Genomic DNA, 17,125 nt, shown 5'->3' on the forward strand with positions numbered 1-17,125 from the left:
TATCACCATCATATTGATAGAAAGATAATAAATCTCTAATTTCCATTTCTACTAATTCTAATAATTCAGCATCATCAACCATATCCACTTTGTTCATGAATACAACCATTCTAGGCACACCTACTTGGCGACCTAAAAGGATGTGCTCTCTAGTTTGTGGCATAGGACCATCTGTAGCAGCAACTACTAAGATAGCACCGTCCATCTGAGCAGCACCTGTTACCATGTTTTTCACGTAATCCGCGTGACCTGGACAGTCAACGTGTGCGTAGTGACGATTTTGTGTAGAATACTCTACGTGAGACGTATTAATAGTAATACCTCTTTCTTTTTCTTCTGGAGCATTATCAATTTGATCAAATGATTTTGCTTCTGATAAACCAGCATCAGCTAATACTTTAGTAATTGCAGCTGTTAAGGTAGTTTTACCGTGGTCAACGTGTCCGATAGTACCAATATTCAAATGGGGCTTCGAACGATCAAAGGTTTCTTTTGCCATGATTTAATAATTTAATCTTAGTTATATATTAGTGTTCAAAAAATAAACGTTTTAATAAGAGCCAATGACGGGAATTGAACCCGTGACCTCTTCCTTACCAAGGAAGCACTCTACCCCTGAGCTACACCGGCTTTTGTGTATTCAGAAGTTAGAATTCAGCATTCAGACATTTCCAAATCCTTTTTTCTAAATTCTTCTTTGGATCCCCTTCCAAAAGAAAGTTTTCCTGTAAGAACAAACTTACAAAAGCTCTTGTTATTGCTAACAAAAACTTCGTGGGGAGAGCAGGATTCGAACCTGCGAAGACGTAGTCAGCGGATTTACAGTCCGCCCTCGTTGGCCGCTTGAGTATCTCCCCAAACCCTTTACATTCAGTTACTTATAAAATTGAGCCGATAGAGGGACTCGAACCCACGACCTGCTGATTACAAATCAGCTGCTCTAGCCAGCTGAGCTACACCGGCAACTTAAATATAAAAAGTCCGCTATTTCTAACGGACTGCAAATGTATAGAATTTATTTTTGAATCAAAACATTTTTTATCTTTTTTTTTAGATTCTCAATTTGTGCGTGATTTTTCTTTTCTTTTCACTAAAGCTCTTTCTAAAGAATCAACCGCCAAATCTATTCCTTCCTCAAATGTTTTTGTTATTTTTTTTACTACAAAGTCATCACCCGGGACATTAATTTTGATCTCTACAATTTTATTTTCTTTATCGCTGGTGTTTTCAAGTTTTAAAAAAACATCAGCGGAAACAATTTTGTCGTAATACTTTTCTAATTTATCGATCTTTTCTTGAACAAAATCGACCAACTTTTTGTCGACATTAAAATTTACAGCTTGCAAATTAACTTTCATAACTTTCGATTTATAGATGAAACAATTGAATTGTTATTTATTCCTAGGGTGTGCTTCTTGGTATACTTTTTTTAATGCCGCCAAACTACTGTGAGTGTAAATTTGGGTAGAAGACAAACTAGCATGACCTAACAATTCTTTAACTGAATTTAAATCGGCTCCATTATTCAACAAATGTGTTGCAAAGGAATGCCTAAGAACGTGTGGGCTTTTTTTGGTCTTTTGAGACACTGTACTAAAGTAGGCATTAATCAAACGATAAACAAATGATTCACTCATTTTATTTCCGCTTTTTGACAACAACAACAAATCGTTATGTTGAATGATTGCTAAACTATTGCGTTGCTCTTTATACAATGCGATCAATTCAACCGTACAATCCAACAAAGGAATAATGCGTTCTTTATTGCGTTTACCAATCACTTTTATGGTTTTCTGTGAAAGATTCACGTGCGCCATTTGCAAATGAATCATTTCCGCCCGACGCATCCCTGTAGTATAAAACAATTCAATAATCAACTGATTGCGGATCCCTTCAAAATCATTGGCATACGAATTACATTCAAATACATCTTGCAATTCTTTCTCTGAAAAAGGAATTTGAATTTTCTTAGCCGTTTTTAACGATTTGTGTTTCAACAAAGGATTAACCTGAATTTGCTTTACTTTTAATAAAAACTTATAAAACGATTTGAGGGAGGATATTTTACGATTAACAGTTGTATTGGAAATGTTATTTTCAATCAAAGTAACAATCCAACTCCGAATTTGCGAATACACAACTTCGTCTAAGGCGTCAGCACCATGATGATCTAGCAGGTACTGCTGAAAGGATAAGATGTCAGCCACATAGGCTTGCACAGTTAATAGAGAATAATTTTTCTCTTTAACCAAATAATCTTGATATGCATGCAGAGTTGAATCCATAAAAAAACCGCTAGAAACAAAGTTACACTTTATTCTCTAGCGGTATTCTATTTTATTCAAAAAAAGATTAACTTTCTAAAGCGTCTCTCAATCCTTGAATGTATGCTGCTTTTTGAATTTTAGCTCTGTTTGTCACAGATGGCTTAATGAAAGCTTGACGGGCACGCAACTGACGAACAGTTCCAGTTTTATCAAATTTTCTTTTATAGCGCTTTAATGCTCTATCGATATTTTCTCCGTCTTTAATTGGTATAATTAACATAATATTGACACCTCCTCTCGTTAAGGGTGCAAATGTAGAAAATAATTGTGAATAAAAAATGAAAATCTGAATTTATTTAACCGCAGGCTTGTAATGCTGCTTGTCGATTAACATCTTTGAGAGAATTTCTTTCATGATTTCCGAGGTCCCTCCACCGATAGGTCCTAAACGGCTGTCTCTGAACAAACGTGCTAAAGGATACTCCTCCATATAGCCATAACCTCCTAACATTTGCAAACAACTGTATATGGTTTCATCGGCTACTTTAGTCGATTTTAATTTGGCCATGGTAGCCTCTTTTACCACATACTCTCCTTTATCCAAACGCGAAACTGCCGCATAATTGAAAATCTTACAATGTTCTACTTCGGTTGCATGCTCTACTAAAGTATGGCGTAACGCTTGAAACTGGTTGATTTTTTTTCCAAAGGCTTCGCGTTGCTCCATATATTCTATGGTATAATCCAACGCAAACTCCGCTCTAGCATGAGCATTAATTGCCATGATGAGTCGCTCAAAAGCAAAATGCTGCATGATGTAAGGAAACCCATTATTGGCTTCTCCCATCAAATTGTCGGCTGGAATCGTTACATTATCAAATGCAATCTCTGCCGTATCTGAGGCTCTCCAACCCAATTTATCCAATTTGGTCGCAGAAATTCCAGGCGTGTTAGCATCTAACAAAAAGATACTGATTCCTTTATTCCCTAATTCGGGTGATGTTTTTGCCGCCACCACATAATAATCGGCATAAACGCCATTGGTAATAAAGGTTTTTGATCCATTAATAATATAATGGTCACCTGATTTTATAGCAGTAGTGCGCATACCCGCTACATCACTTCCCCCAAATGGTTCCGTGACACACAAAGCACCTATTTTATCTCCTGTTATGCTTGGCACTAAATAGTCTTGTTTAATGCGGTCATCGCCTTCGGCATTCAAATGCGTCATAGCCAAATAAGCATGTGCCCACATGGCAGCTGCAAAACCTGAAGATTTAATTTTTTGAAGTTCTTCTAAAAAAATAACCGTATAAAACAAATCCAATTGCATGCCACCATAAGCTTCCGGATAATTTAATCCAAAGAAACCCATTTCGCCAAACTTTTTCCAAATAAATCGCTCTATAGCGCCTGTTTTTTCCCATTTTTCAATGTGAGGCACAACTTCTTTTTGTAAAAAATCACGAAAACTTGCTCTAAACAATTGGTGTTCTTCAGTGAAATATAATGAATTCATGGATTGTTTTTATTGATTAAATAACTTGTCGCTTTTTTAGAATTCCAAATATAAGGCTATTATTTTTATTTTTTCATTAGGCATTCCTTTAATTTTTGTTAAATCTGCAATTTCTTTAATGCCGTTATTCATGGTTCGATACACCACAATTTCTTTGGCAAGTGCATAATTAAAATAGGGGAATTGCGACAATTCTTTCATAGACAATTCATTAATTGCGATTTTTTTGATCGACGGATTGTTCGAAACAAAAAACCTTTTACCGATATCTTCAAGTGCTTCTGGTCGTATACCCCACATGAATTGAAATTGTTCCAAACTCACAAACCCACCCAACTTTTCTTTTTCGATGAGAATTTTATCGGCTAATTTTTCTCCAATACCATTTACAGCAATAAGATCTTCTTTAGAAGCCTGATTGATATCCTTGCGTACTATCGCCTCAGTTGGCTTAGAAGAAAATGTATAGTATGAATTTGACCGATTATCTTTCTTACGCGTTACCCATTCGGGAAATTTAAAATAGGGCGACAAGGTTTGCAATTTAGCATCGGATACCTGAGTAACTTGTTGAAATTCAACAGCCGAATTAACATATTTGTTTTGCGCCCTAAAGCGATGTAACCTGTCAATCTCATTGACGGTGAGCCCTAATCTATACCCTTTATAGTCGGAAATAAAATTTGGATTAAAAGGATAAATGGTGTCTTTGTGTGTTGCAACTTGAAGCTTTAAACTGTCAATTTCATTTTGAACCTCTAACCATTGCGCATCTTCACGCTCAGGCATGTTTTGACTAGATATCAAAAAATAGCCCAATTGAGTCAATCCCAATAGCAAAATTAATAATAAGATTCCGCTTCGGTGCGCTTTTGAAAAAATAAAATACGACTTAAACTGTTGCATGGCTTAACTATAAATCAAATACAGAACTCCTTTTGGATCGTATCATGTCTTTTAATTTTAAAATAAATGCTAAGGTTAAATAGAACCCAAAACCCAATCCTACCGTTACAAAAGATATGTAAATAAAGAACAAGCGAACATTTGTAGCGCGCATTCCTAATTTATCCGCCAACCGTGAGGCCACGAAGAAACCGTGTTTTTCAAAAAAATGCAATATAACTTGTACCATAATTCGTTATTTCATTCAAATTTACAATTAATTTTTAAGTATATGATTGCCTACAGCACACTGCAAACATTTTTTCGCATCGCAATATTCTTTTTTCAATTGCAAAAGCGCTTGGGATTCAAAAGCAGAAGTAGCTAATACACCCAATGCTTCAAAATTCTCAATTATTGCATTTTTCTCTGGAGGTAACGCTTCCATAAAATGAAACAACACATCTTCATTTTCTTTTAGCCTGCTCTTCTCATAAGCATATTTAATAGGCAATACGGTATTGATAAGCACTAAATTTAAGAATGACCAGGAGATGGTTTTCCGTTTTTGTGGACTGATTTTATCAAAAGTATAATGTGTCATCCAATAATCACTCACAGAAACCGAAAGCAAGTCATACATCGCCTCTGTATTTTTGGCGTGCATCAGTTTCGAAAACAAATTCGATTCCTTATGATACAAAGCGGCCAATTGCGCCAAACGAATGGTTGGAAAATTATCGGGACGGTGTTTAAAAAAAGTAACCGCAACAAATGGATTTTTTTCAAGTCCATATTTATGTTGCAAATAAACAAACTCTTGTTGCAACATTTTTGCGTATTCGTCTTGGAAAACTGGTGCAAGCAAATTGGCTTGACCAAAAAACAAAGACTCCATTACTTTAAGTGATTGCACTTCTTTCCGAATCACAGCAAACGGAATGCTTTTTGCCATTGTTAAAAAATGCACCCCATTAGTATTCAAACCAAAATTTTTTGCCAGCAACCAAAACAAAACGGTCTCCCAATCATTATTTGAAATTTGTAACAAGTCCTCAATTTCATCCGCTTTGCGTTCCATGCGCTCGATATACAAACGAGTAAGCCATTGATTTAAGATAAAATTGGGAATGGTAGTAATTTGATTTTCACAATTGATCCATCTTTTTTGTTGGACCAATACTTGATAACTATGCACAACCTCATTGGATACATATTTTTGCAAGGCTAATGTGGGTATCTCCGAATTGTCATTTCTAAAGATCGGTGCATCGTGTTCCCAAACCACATGCAAGATTACTGAATCGTAGGCAGCATCTTTTTCGTGATGGTGTACATACCAATCGGATGATTTGAGATGTATTTCAATATTACCAGCCCATTTTTGATCGCCTATAATGATTTGAGCATTAAAAAAATCGGGGCCTGCTAATTGTAATAATTGTCCGGAGTTGAGAATCTGAATCGATTCACCAGAAGTAGTTTCTAAATGGGTGACCGCAAATTTCTTATGCTGCCACAAGTGGTGCAAAAAATCTTCTTTCATTCTGTATGGCGTATATCGTTGAAAAACAAATTTAAAAAAATTATATTTGCTGAACAACTCCAATCGCATGAAAAAAACATACACATTAGTACTTTGCTGCTTTTTTATAATTATTCAAGCACAGACTACTCCTAAAGCTACATCAGGATATAAAATTACCTATTCCAAAAGTTCGAATGGAACACTGGTATCTCCACAAGATCCGATTCTTGTTTATACCAACCCAAACGAAACTCTGGTGACATCCGAAAAAATGAATTCGGGTAAAGCTGAATTTCCTTATGAACAATCTTTAATCAATCGAACCACGAATAAATTGTTTCAGATTACCCAATTGCACAAAAATCAATCGGTTACCACAGCTGACAGTACTACTTTGGCCAAACAAAATTTTGAATTTTTAGCCGAAACCAAAACTATTTTGGGTTACAAATGTCAAAAAGTAAAAACCATCATCAATTCGAATACGATAGAACTCTGGTATACCAACGAACTCAAAGTAAGTGGTGCTCCTACCCTTTTAGGGCAAAACATTGGTTTGGTATTGGAAATGATTCGCAATGGAAATTTTGTCGTAACAGCAACTAAAATTGAAAAGTTAAAAGCGGTCCAACCGAGTTTGCTTTTACAAAATACGACCACAAAAAGTCAACTACTCGATGGATTAACCTACAAAGATTTGGTTTGGAAAAGTCGATTTACAACCCTTCCCATTTTTGAAAACGAAATCATCAATTTTTCGGATGCTTCTCAATCGAACGATAGTATTTTGCGTTTTGCGAATGGAACCATCATCCTCAAGAAAGTTACTTTCCCAATCGTTTCCAAAAGTGACCTCATATTTCTGGATTTAATCGAACAATCTAATGGTGATGCCTATGATCGAACGGGTTCGGTATTCCTCATTCCTCAAGATAAAAAACAATCCTTCTTGGATGGTTTGGAAAAAGGCAGCCAAACCTTACCTATTTATGAAAACGGAAACGGCAAAAAATACCAAGGTATCGTCGCCACTTCAGAATATGCTCCCTTAATTGAACTGATGCGCTTTTTTACGCCTTTCGGAATCAAGCAATACAATTACATCCAATTGAAGGATAAAGTATGGCATGACAAAGTACCTTATCGAATGGATATTACCGATTTCAAATCGGCTCTGAGCGGGAAAACGGTATATATTGGAACCTTTATTGGTAATTACGATAAAGGCGGACATAAAATATCCATGCACGTTACCATACATCCGAGCGAAAGCAAACTCCCGCAACCCAATTATTGCTTGCCTTTATTCAATACGACCAACGTTATGGAAATGGCAGGACAAGAATATGCCACCCTCTTCAATCATGAAAAAGGATTAGAAGTAACTTTTACGTTGGATAAAGAATTCAAAAATGCCAAATTGCGCTATATCACTACAGGACATGGCGGTTGGGAAAATGGTGATGAATTTGTTCCCAAAAAAAACACCATCCTTTTAAACGGTAAAGAAGTTTTTTCCTTTATTCCTTGGCGGCAAGATTGTGGGGCCTATCGCTTATTCAATCCGGCTTCGGGTAATTTCAATGATGGCTTATCCTCTTCCGATTTGAGTCGCTCCAACTGGTGCCCAGGAACGGCAACACAACCCGTAGACATTGCCCTGGGTGATTTACAAGCTGGAACCTATACGATACAAGTAATTATTCCACAAGGTGCACCCGAAGGAGGTAGTTTTAGTGCTTGGAATGTTTCAGGCGTGTTGTTTGGAGAATAAAAAAAAGGCTGTCGAAATGGACAGCCTTTTTTTAATTCTATGAAGCTAATTAACTTGTGTTCGTATTATTTTATAGAACCAATAATATCATATTTGGTAATGATATGGTGTTTTCCTGCACCAAGATCAACCAATACGGCTTGATTATCCTTCGTTATCAAACGTGAAACTTCTTCAACAGGAGTTCCGCTTTTAACAATTGGAAAAGGTTTGCCCATCACTTCACGAATCGGTCGCTCGGCTGTGTTTTTGTCTGAAATAAAACTTTGAAACAAATCGGATTCGTCTACCGATCCAACAAAACCGTTGGTGTCAATGACCGGAATTTGTGAGATTTTATATTTTCGCATGCGTTCGATGGCATGAGAAACCAATTCTTCTGTTCGTACCACCACTAATGGTTTATCGAGATGCTCTTTGATCAAATCTTCCGCTTTTGTGATTTCTTCTTCTAAAAAGCCACGTTCGCGCATCCAATCGTCGTTAAACATTTTTCCTACATAACGACTTCCCGAATCGTGAAACAAAACCACCACTACATCTTCAGGCTTAAAATGTGCTTTTAGCTGCAACAATCCTTTTACAGCAGCTCCAGCAGAATTTCCTACAAAAATTCCTTCTTCTAAAGCAATTTTACGCGTATAAACCGCAGCATCTTTATCGGTTACTTTTGTAAAACCGTCAATGAGTGAAAAGTCAACATTTTTAGGCAATATATCTTCACCAATTCCTTCCGTAATGTAGGAATAGATTTCGTTTTCATCAAAAATACCCGTTTCGTGGTATTTTTTAAAAACCGATCCGTAGGTATCGATACCCCAAATTTTAATGTTTGGATTTTTCTCTTTCAAGTATTTAGCCACGCCAGAAATTGTCCCTCCGGTTCCAACACCTACTACAAAATGCGTAATTTTTCCTTCCGTTTGTTCCCAAATTTCAGGACCTGTTTGTTCATAATGCGCAATTGCGTTACTCGGATTATCGTATTGGTTCACATACCATGAATTTGGAATTTCATCGCCCAATCTTTTAGAAACTGAATAATACGAACGTGGATCTGTAGGCTCAACATCGGTTGGACATACAATTACTTTGGCACCCACGGCACGAAGAATGTCTGACTTTTCTTTGGATTGTTTATCGGAAATAACAAAAATACACTTGTATCCTTTTACAATAGCCGCTAAAGCCAAGCCCATTCCGGTGTTTCCTGAGGTGCCTTCAATAATGGTTCCTCCAGGTTGTAAACGACCATCAGCTTCGGCATCTTCAATCATTTTAACAGCCATACGGTCTTTCACCGAATTTCCAGGATTGAAGGTTTCAACTTTAGCCAATACTAAAGCATCTACTTCTGCTGTTACGGTATTCAATTGTACCAAAGGCGTATTTCCTATAGTTTCTAATATATTTTTAGCGTATTTCATGATACTGGATTACGGATGTTCTTTTTCAGATTATTGATTATGAATGGACAAAGATAGGATGAAAAAACGAATACAAAAATAGGGTATCAAATACTATTTGAAGAAATTCCATTCCAATCCAAATCGGATCATAAAATCACGATATGGATAATTGGGTGCCGAATAATAGTTATAACCCGACATCGACGAATTAAAATGCTCTGCCTTTAAAAACAAACGGGTTTGACGAACGCGGGCATTGACAAAAAAGTCGAGCAATGGAAAACCTCCAATTTTAGTTTCATTTTGAACATAAAACTCGCCTAGCAATGGATTGTAATCGTTGGCGTAGTATTTAGTAAAATAATTTGCCGTTACCCCTATTTGCAACAACATCGCTTTTTTAAATACATAATCAGTAAAATAAAGCGTGTTTCGAGTAGTAAGCTGTGGCACATTGACAATTGGACTCGATTGCGCTACATTTTGGTACAACACCGTGTTGTCTAACGCAAGTTTCCAAAATTTAATTTCTTTACCGGCCTTAACCGAAAGATAATTGATGGTTTTATCGTATTGTACTGGAGTTACCAGTAATGAAGTAATATCATTGGTTGTATTATCAAAATACAAATAATCATTCAACACTTTATACTGAGCCGATAAATTGATCCATTTTGAAACAGCAGAAAAAGTTAACTGATTGGTCTTTTCCGATTTAAAATCATTAAACCAATTGTACTGCGTATAATCACTTTGATACAACGTATAATTTAAATTGGGCAAACTGTTTTGCTTTTGATAATTCAATGTAAATTGAAGTTTATCGTTAACTTTATAAGTAGCGTGAGCATCTATCATCGAAATAGCATGATTACTGATGGCTTGAGAAACCTGTAATTTAGCCGTAATCTTATTGGTAAAGTACGTATAATTACCTCCAATTGTATTGATGCGATCCGAAAGTGAATTTGGAACTGTTACGTTACCAGACGCATCATACACAACACTATCATAATAATAATTGTAGTTATGATCTTCCACAAAAAAGGTAAGATCACCATAGGATTTGGTTTTATAAGCCACACCCAACTTGTTGTACAATTGATTATATCGCGTTTTGTTGTTGATGTCATTAGAAAATGAAGTGCCAAATCGAGCACTCACTGTAGGCTGAATAAATTCAAAAAATTTATATTCCTGATTGAATTGGTGCAGGAAAACCAAACTGTTTGGATTGTCTTTACTAAGTTTAAAGGAATGATCGATAAAAAATCGGTTTCCTTTAAGCATCGAACTAGCATCTTCAAAATAAACCCCTAATGCATCTCTTTGCTCAAAATTTGGATCACCCGATTCAAATTGGGAAAGATCAATAATCCCCCCGTTTTCTTGGTTGAATATGTCTTGACCTGTAAAGTGCGCGTTAAGTATATAGCGCTTGTCTTTGGTAAAATAACTCGTTGTAAATCTGAAATTTCCAGAGCTTGATAAAAAATTTACATAATTACCTAAGGACCGTAAGCCTCTGTAAGCGATAGAAAAATTTAAATTTGGTTTTGTGTTTACCGTTAAAAAAGCATCTACAGCTTGACCTTGTTCCATAACCGTTTTAAAAAACAAATCGGTTAATGGCGTAGGAACTGAGTAATATTTAATTTCATTGGCTTCGAGATAATTAAAATGCTTGGCTAAAAAACCAAAATTGGGTAATGAAGTTTTCTTATTTAAGCTAAAATCTAGCGTATTATAAGTTTGACCTTCATTAGAGAAAGATAACAAACCAAAAAGATCCTTACGAAGTAAATTGTATTTGTATTCACTTTTAATTGACAACGTAGTATCTACAAAAGTGGAATCTTTTTGTAACGTATAAAATTTATAAAGATCGATAGGTGGTTTTTTTTCATTCTTATCTGTAGTTTCTTCAACAGGCCCATCTTGTTTAGCATTAGTTGCGCCAAAGCCTTCACCTCTTAAAGCATTCTTCTGAGCATGAGAAAAAGTAATTCCAAAAAAAACAAAAAATACTACATATCGAATCATAGGGAACAAAATTATGTAAAATTAATGGAATAAAAAAAACACCTTTTGTATACAAAAAAAAAGCCAGTGTAAAAACACTGGCTTCTTATTAAGAATAATACAATTATAATGTAAATGTATGACTTCTAGAAAAGGTAAAATTACCTGGTAAGTTAGCAATAGTTGTTCCGTTTGCTCTTAAATTGTAAGAACCTACAACAGTAGAACTTGTTACCATTCCATCTCCATAAGCATCACGAATCGTGAACGTATAAGTACCGTTAGGTAAACAGAAAATGAAATTTCTAGCAGCTTGCAAAGCATTAGTTGCAGTATCAGTATAAGGACCTCCACTAGCTACTACTACATTTGAAGCATTTTTGATATCCCAGCTAATTTCGCTACCGTAACGATCTAAGATTAGATCTAAAGTAACTGTATTCAATGGACAATTCTCTCTTACGTTAATTGTCATTGCACTACCTGTATACAAACCGTCTTCAGCAACTAAGTTTAATATGATAGTTCTAGCATTACTCAAACTTAAACCATTTCCAATTGTACTAATAGTAAGTACACCTTCGTTAGAATTAGCAGGAATAGTTACCGTTGCAGGAACAGTATAGTTAGCCGGAAGCATTGTTGACGCAGCAGCTACAGCTACAGTATACGTTCTAGCAGAACCCGATTTTTTAGATGAATATACTTTAACGTCTGTAGCTAAAGTTGCACCTGGGTTTACTGAGATGTTTTTTACTTTTGTTTCAAAAGTCACATAATTAAAAGGTGATGAAGTATGAGAATCATCTTGTGTACACCCTTGAATTACAAATGACAAAGAAAGAAACAAAACAAAAAATCTTGATAATTTAATTAATTTCATAACTTATTTTGTTTATAAATTTTTAATAGACTAATTAGTTTTGCTCCGTAATGAATGGATTATTTAAAAGTTCCGCTTGAGGAATCTTAAACAACATTTTATCATCATTGTATGGAACAGCAACACCCGCTTGGAACAAGTGGTTAGTACCTCTATTAATGGTAGCGCGGTTACGTTTCATAGCCAAATAACTTTTTCCTTCACCCCATAATTCAATTTTAGTTTGCTTGTAAATCTCTGCTTGTAAAGCTGGACCTGTTAAGGCACTGATGTACGCAATATCTGAATTTCTAGAAGTTAACAATTGGGTTAAGATCGCTTTTGCTTGTGTCTCACGACCTGTTTTAGCAGCAGCTTCAGCATGTAACAAATAGAACTCATCAACTCTCATGTAAAGATAATCAGTAGTAATTACACGTTGACCACCAATAACACGAGCAGGATCATAGAATTTGTTCACTGGTCTGTAACCAGTAGCTGCAGTAAACTGACCTTTTCTTACGTCTGTAGCAGGCATAGAATCCCACAAAGCTCTGTCGATAGATTTTCTATCTCCAGCCCATTGGTAACTGTACGTGTACAAGTCCATTTGACCCCACCAAGAGATCAAGTCTAAACCTTGATCAGTAGTCAAATCAACACCCCACATCCATGATGGTGTGTTCACATCGTTGAAACCACCTAACAATTGAGATTGAGTAGTCAATGTAAATCCACCATTAGTAATAATATCTTGAGTTAACGTAAACACTTGATCGTTATTACCCATAGCACCGTATGCATAAGCCAAAAGACCTTTTGCTACGTATTGGTTGATCTCCGTTTTAGAAGATCTAGTGAAATCAGACATCAAAGTAATCGCATCATTTAAATCATCTACGATTAAAGCATAAACAGCAGCACCTGTACTCTTAGCTTGAACTTGTTGAGATGGGTCTGTATAAATAGGTAATATTTCTTGTGTAGCGTTGTACTCACGAGAGTACAATTGCGCTAAATAGAAATAAGAATACGCACGTAACGCTTTCGCTTGACCTAATAACCATCTGTTTTGAGCATTCGTTGGAGTGGCATCATTACCTCCTAAGGCATTGATAACGATATTCGTAGAACGTATAATTCTGTAGTAATATCTCCAAGGAATATAACACTCGTTACGTGTAAAATCAGTAGTTGCTTGATAATCTACGTGGTTTCTGTACCAGTTGTAGGTATTTTGCGATAACGCCATATCACCCGACAACATATCAGTCCAAATGTCGATCCCTTTTTGTCCGAAATCGTTGTGACCAGTTGTTCCACCAGTACCCGTTTCAAACATCAATGTATAAATACCTGAAACTGTACCTCTGATCAAATCAGGATTGTTAACAGATGCATCTGCTAACTGCTCTTGCGTAATGAACTGTGTTGGTTCAGTTTCAAGAAACTCATCATTACATCCAACTGTAACAAACAAGAAGGAGGTAACCAGCGATAAAAATAATTTATTGTTTTTCATAATTAATTTTTTTTTAGAATTCAACTTTTAATCCTAAACTGAAAGTAGAAAGAGGTGAATAACGGTAAGTATCAGAACTTCCACTTTCAGATGTTGACGTATTAAATCCATCTCTATGACTAAAGAACAACAAGTTATCTCCAGAAACAAAAATGTTCAATTTAGACAAATTCAATTTGTCAGCAAATTTACCAGGAAGGTTGTACCCTAATTGAACGTTGTTCAATCCAAAATAATCTGCCTTGGTTAAGAATCGTGTAGATCTTGCATTCACGTTAGCATCAAATGCAGCAGACAATCTTGGAACACCTGTAATGTCTCCTGGCTGTTGCCATCTGTCTCTAACATCTGTATGCCAGTTGTTTTGACCTAAAGCTCCATTACCCATTAAACCTGCATAAGCACTGTCATAAGCATAACCACCCATACTATAAGTAAATTGCGTTGTCAATTCAAAGTTTTTGTACGATGCATTCAAACGGAAAGCACCTCTAACTTTAGGAATTGCTGATTTACCCACAAATCTTTGTGTAGCATCTGCATACGTGGTAGTAACAGTTTGTCCTACAATCGCTTCAGGATTTGCATCTAAATAATCTGTTAATGATCTGATGATTACATCACCTGTATCAAACGTACCGTTATCGTTGATGTCGTTATAGTTCATGTACCACATACCCACTCCAGTAGATGGATCAACACCTGCCCACTCTGGCATATAGAAATCGTATACTGAACGACCTTCTGCCCATCCGAAAGGTGCATTAGAAGTATCTAATACTTTTGGTAAACCTGTAGCAAGATCAATTGGCATAGTAGTAATTTCATTTTTCAATACCTCACCGTTGATAGCAAAGTCTAAAGTGAAATCTTCAGCCGTTTTCCCTTTAAAGATATGAGCATTCACATCAAATTCAATACCTTGGTTTCTCAAATTACCACTATTTACAGTTTCAATTGCAATACCTCTAGATGGACCTGTTCTTCTTTGGAAAATCAAATCGTACGTGTTTTTTACATAGTAATCAACGTTTACATCTAAAAAGTCAAACAAGGATGATTCAACTCCTACTTGGAAAATTTTAGATTTTTCCCATGTTAAGTTAGGAACACCATTATCTCTAACAGAAATAGAATAGTCACCGTCTAAGTTACCTACGTCAAACGTATCATAACCTGGCCATAGACCTACACCTTCTTGGTCACCCATAAGACCGTAACTTGTTTTTACTTTCAAATAGTTGATGGCTTTGATGTTGTCCATGAAAGATTCTTTAGACATTACCCAAGAAGCACCAATTGATCCAAAAGTACCCCATTTATCATTTTTAAAACGAGAAGATCCGTCACGTCTAGCAGATGCTGTAAAGTAATATTTACCAGCATAGTTATAGTTGAATTGACCAAAATAACTTTCTAAAGCTGAAGTATTCGTATATGATCCTGGAGGCGAAGACACTATAATGTATTGGTTTAAATCAAAAGTATCTGTCAATACTGCTTTTTGCTTACTAGCAAAGAATATTTTTTGTTTGTAGCTGTTTGACTCGTGAGCCGCAAACACTTCCATGTTGTGATCTCCAAAAGAATTCTTGTAACGTAATAAGTTCAAGAAGTTTTGTGTCATTAAACTTGTTTTTTGTTTGAACAACGAACCAAATTGTTGCGCTGCAGAACCATAGAAAGGATTGTTTCTATCATTGTACTCGTTTTCATACAACTGTGAACCAAATCTAGTTTCTAACGATAATTTTTTCGTAAAGTTAATGTCAAAACTAAAGTTACCGTTGAACTCATTTCTTTGGTTACGCTGTCTGTCATATTTAGCATCAGCAATCGCATTGGTTAAACCACCAAAAGCTCTTGAACCTGAAGTACCGTCTCCATAATCGTATTGGAAACCTCCAAAAATTGGATCTGGAATTTTATTTCCGTTTGTATCTCTTGAGAAAAGAGGATAAATAGAAGGAATGTTATCCACAAACCAGAAAATACTTCCTGAATCTGAAGATTGACCATTACTATTTGTTTGAGATCCTGTGTATCCAATGTTTACACCCGCTTTTAACCAATCTTTTGGTTTGTGGTTCACATTCAATCTCGCAGAATATCTTTTATAATCTGAATTAATGATATATCCTTCATCATTTAAGAATCCGAATGAACTGAAATAACTAGTTTTATCATTACTTCCAGAAAATCTTACGTTACTTTCTTGTCTGTAAGACGTTTGGAAACCATAATCTTCCCAATCTTCTGGAGAATATTTTCTTGTTACACCTGGTCTAACCGTGCGCGTTACTGGATCAATCAATTGAGCCGCAGTAGCATTCCACATGTTATAACCTGGGCTAATACCTCCTGCAGAGAATAAGTTGGTATTCGCAAATCCTACAGGATCCGCATTGTTCAAACCAACACCTCTATTGTACATAGCTTCCCAAGACAATCCAATGTATTCTTCTGGAGACTCAATTACACTGTATCTAGGCAATAAGCTCACGTTGATACTTGAACGTAAATCCACTTCAACTGAAGAACGATTTCCTCTACCGTTTTTAGTTGCAATTACGATTACACCGTTTGAACCTCTAGATCCATAAACAGCAGTCGCAGCAGCATCTTTCAATACCGTTAAAGATTGAATATCTGCAGGGTTGATTGAGTTCAAACTTCCTTGCAATGGCACACCGTCAACAACGTATAATGGATCTCTGTTACCATTAACAGAACCAAATCCACGGATACGGATTGTTGCAGCAGAACCAGGCTGTCCTGAAGTTGTGATTACGTTAACACCCGCAACCTCACCTTTTAAAGCCTGAGAAACGTTAGAAACAGCTTTTGCTTCTACGTTTTTCGTTTGAACTGATGTTGCAGTTCCAACAAATGCTTCTTTTGTAGTAGTACCATACCCAACAACTACTAAGTCGTCAAGCACTGTAGCTTTCAAAAGAACATTGTAACTATTAGCAGCACCAATAGTTACCGATTGTTTCATACCAAGATATGAAATTTCTAACACATCTCCCGATTTTGCTTTGGTAGAAAATTTACCATCAAAATCAGTTGCTACAACATTTTTTGTACCTTTTACAGTTACAGTTGCACCAACAGCAGGTCCTAGTTCGTCAGAAACCACACCTGTAACAGTTTTCTCTTGCGCGAACGAAAACTGCATTGTAAACGCTAATAAAAGCGTAAAAATCCATTTGAACTTCGATCTCATATTAAATTTATTTGAGTTAGTTATTCCGCAAACTTCTTAATTATTTCTTAAATAAACAAATATTAGCAAAGAATATTATAAAATTATTTGTGTTAAAGTTTTTGA

At 35.9% G+C, this 17,125-nt stretch carries 14 protein-coding genes and 3 tRNA genes; 1 reads left to right on the forward strand and 16 read right to left on the reverse strand.

Annotated features, from left to right (window positions below; translation table 11 throughout):
* The 11 genes from ACIQ6Z_RS05925 to ACIQ6Z_RS05975 all read right to left on the reverse strand — a co-directional run.
* Positions 1-499, reverse strand: a 499-nt coding sequence (locus ACIQ6Z_RS05925) for a GTP-binding protein (RefSeq protein ID WP_396210011.1), incomplete at its 3' end; no start/stop codon positions are given.
* A 59-nt stretch (positions 500-558) separates the two neighbouring features.
* Positions 559-630: transfer RNA gene (locus ACIQ6Z_RS05930), tRNA-Thr, on the reverse strand.
* Positions 631-775: 145 nt separating this feature from the next.
* Positions 776-857: transfer RNA gene (locus ACIQ6Z_RS05935), tRNA-Tyr, on the reverse strand.
* Positions 858-889: 32 nt separating this feature from the next.
* Positions 890-963 (reverse strand) — tRNA-Thr (locus ACIQ6Z_RS05940).
* Between the two features lie 95 nt (positions 964-1,058).
* Positions 1,059-1,358 (reverse strand): ribosome hibernation-promoting factor, HPF/YfiA family, encoded by a 300-nt coding sequence (gene hpf, locus ACIQ6Z_RS05945; protein WP_396197789.1) that lies wholly within the window; start codon positions 1,356-1,358, stop codon positions 1,059-1,061.
* Positions 1,359-1,391: 33 nt separating this feature from the next.
* Entirely contained in the window at positions 1,392-2,285 is an 894-nt protein-coding gene (locus ACIQ6Z_RS05950) for a tyrosine-type recombinase/integrase (RefSeq protein WP_396210012.1), read from the reverse strand.
* A 67-nt stretch (positions 2,286-2,352) separates the two neighbouring features.
* Positions 2,353-2,547: a 30S ribosomal protein S21 gene (gene rpsU / locus ACIQ6Z_RS05955; RefSeq protein ID WP_396142428.1), complete on the reverse strand. Its 195-nt coding sequence runs from the start codon at positions 2,545-2,547 to the stop codon at positions 2,353-2,355.
* Positions 2,548-2,619: 72 nt separating this feature from the next.
* Positions 2,620-3,789: an acyl-CoA dehydrogenase family protein gene (locus tag ACIQ6Z_RS05960; RefSeq protein WP_396210013.1), complete on the reverse strand. Its 1,170-nt coding sequence runs from the start codon at positions 3,787-3,789 to the stop codon at positions 2,620-2,622.
* 36 nt (positions 3,790-3,825) lie between these two features.
* Positions 3,826-4,695 (reverse strand): ComEA family DNA-binding protein, encoded by an 870-nt coding sequence (locus tag ACIQ6Z_RS05965; RefSeq protein WP_396210014.1) that lies wholly within the window; start codon positions 4,693-4,695, stop codon positions 3,826-3,828.
* Positions 4,696-4,702: 7 nt separating this feature from the next.
* Positions 4,703-4,924: a PspC domain-containing protein gene (locus ACIQ6Z_RS05970; RefSeq protein ID WP_396210015.1), complete on the reverse strand. Its 222-nt coding sequence runs from the start codon at positions 4,922-4,924 to the stop codon at positions 4,703-4,705.
* Positions 4,925-4,951: 27 nt separating this feature from the next.
* Entirely contained in the window at positions 4,952-6,220 is a 1,269-nt protein-coding gene (locus ACIQ6Z_RS05975) for a DUF2851 family protein (RefSeq protein WP_396210016.1), read from the reverse strand.
* 67 nt (positions 6,221-6,287) lie between these two features.
* Between ACIQ6Z_RS05975 and ACIQ6Z_RS05980 the strand changes: the two genes are divergently transcribed.
* A complete protein-coding gene (locus ACIQ6Z_RS05980) occupies positions 6,288-7,976 on the forward strand; it encodes a PNGase F N-terminal domain-containing protein (protein WP_396210017.1) in 1,689 nt (562 codons plus the stop codon).
* A gap of 65 nt (positions 7,977-8,041) precedes the next feature.
* Here the strand turns inward: ACIQ6Z_RS05980 and ACIQ6Z_RS05985 are convergent, their stop codons facing one another.
* The 5 genes from ACIQ6Z_RS05985 to ACIQ6Z_RS06005 form a co-directional block, all read right to left on the reverse strand.
* Positions 8,042-9,403: a pyridoxal-phosphate dependent enzyme gene (locus ACIQ6Z_RS05985; RefSeq protein ID WP_396210018.1), complete on the reverse strand. Its 1,362-nt coding sequence runs from the start codon at positions 9,401-9,403 to the stop codon at positions 8,042-8,044.
* A 93-nt stretch (positions 9,404-9,496) separates the two neighbouring features.
* On the reverse strand, positions 9,497-11,428 hold the full coding sequence (locus tag ACIQ6Z_RS05990; RefSeq protein ID WP_396210019.1) for a putative porin: 1,932 nt from the start codon (positions 11,426-11,428) through the stop codon (positions 9,497-9,499).
* A gap of 103 nt (positions 11,429-11,531) precedes the next feature.
* Positions 11,532-12,290: a hypothetical protein gene (locus tag ACIQ6Z_RS05995; RefSeq protein ID WP_396210020.1), complete on the reverse strand. Its 759-nt coding sequence runs from the start codon at positions 12,288-12,290 to the stop codon at positions 11,532-11,534.
* Between the two features lie 34 nt (positions 12,291-12,324).
* On the reverse strand, positions 12,325-13,791 hold the full coding sequence (locus ACIQ6Z_RS06000; RefSeq protein WP_396210021.1) for a RagB/SusD family nutrient uptake outer membrane protein: 1,467 nt from the start codon (positions 13,789-13,791) through the stop codon (positions 12,325-12,327).
* Between the two features lie 13 nt (positions 13,792-13,804).
* A complete protein-coding gene (locus ACIQ6Z_RS06005) occupies positions 13,805-17,020 on the reverse strand; it encodes a SusC/RagA family TonB-linked outer membrane protein (protein WP_396210022.1) in 3,216 nt (1,071 codons plus the stop codon).
* Between the last annotated feature and the right edge of the window lie 105 nt (positions 17,021-17,125).

Origin of the sequence: Flavobacterium sp., from assembly GCF_044376915.1 — a bacterium.
GTDB lineage: Bacteria > Bacteroidota > Bacteroidia > Flavobacteriales > Flavobacteriaceae > Flavobacterium.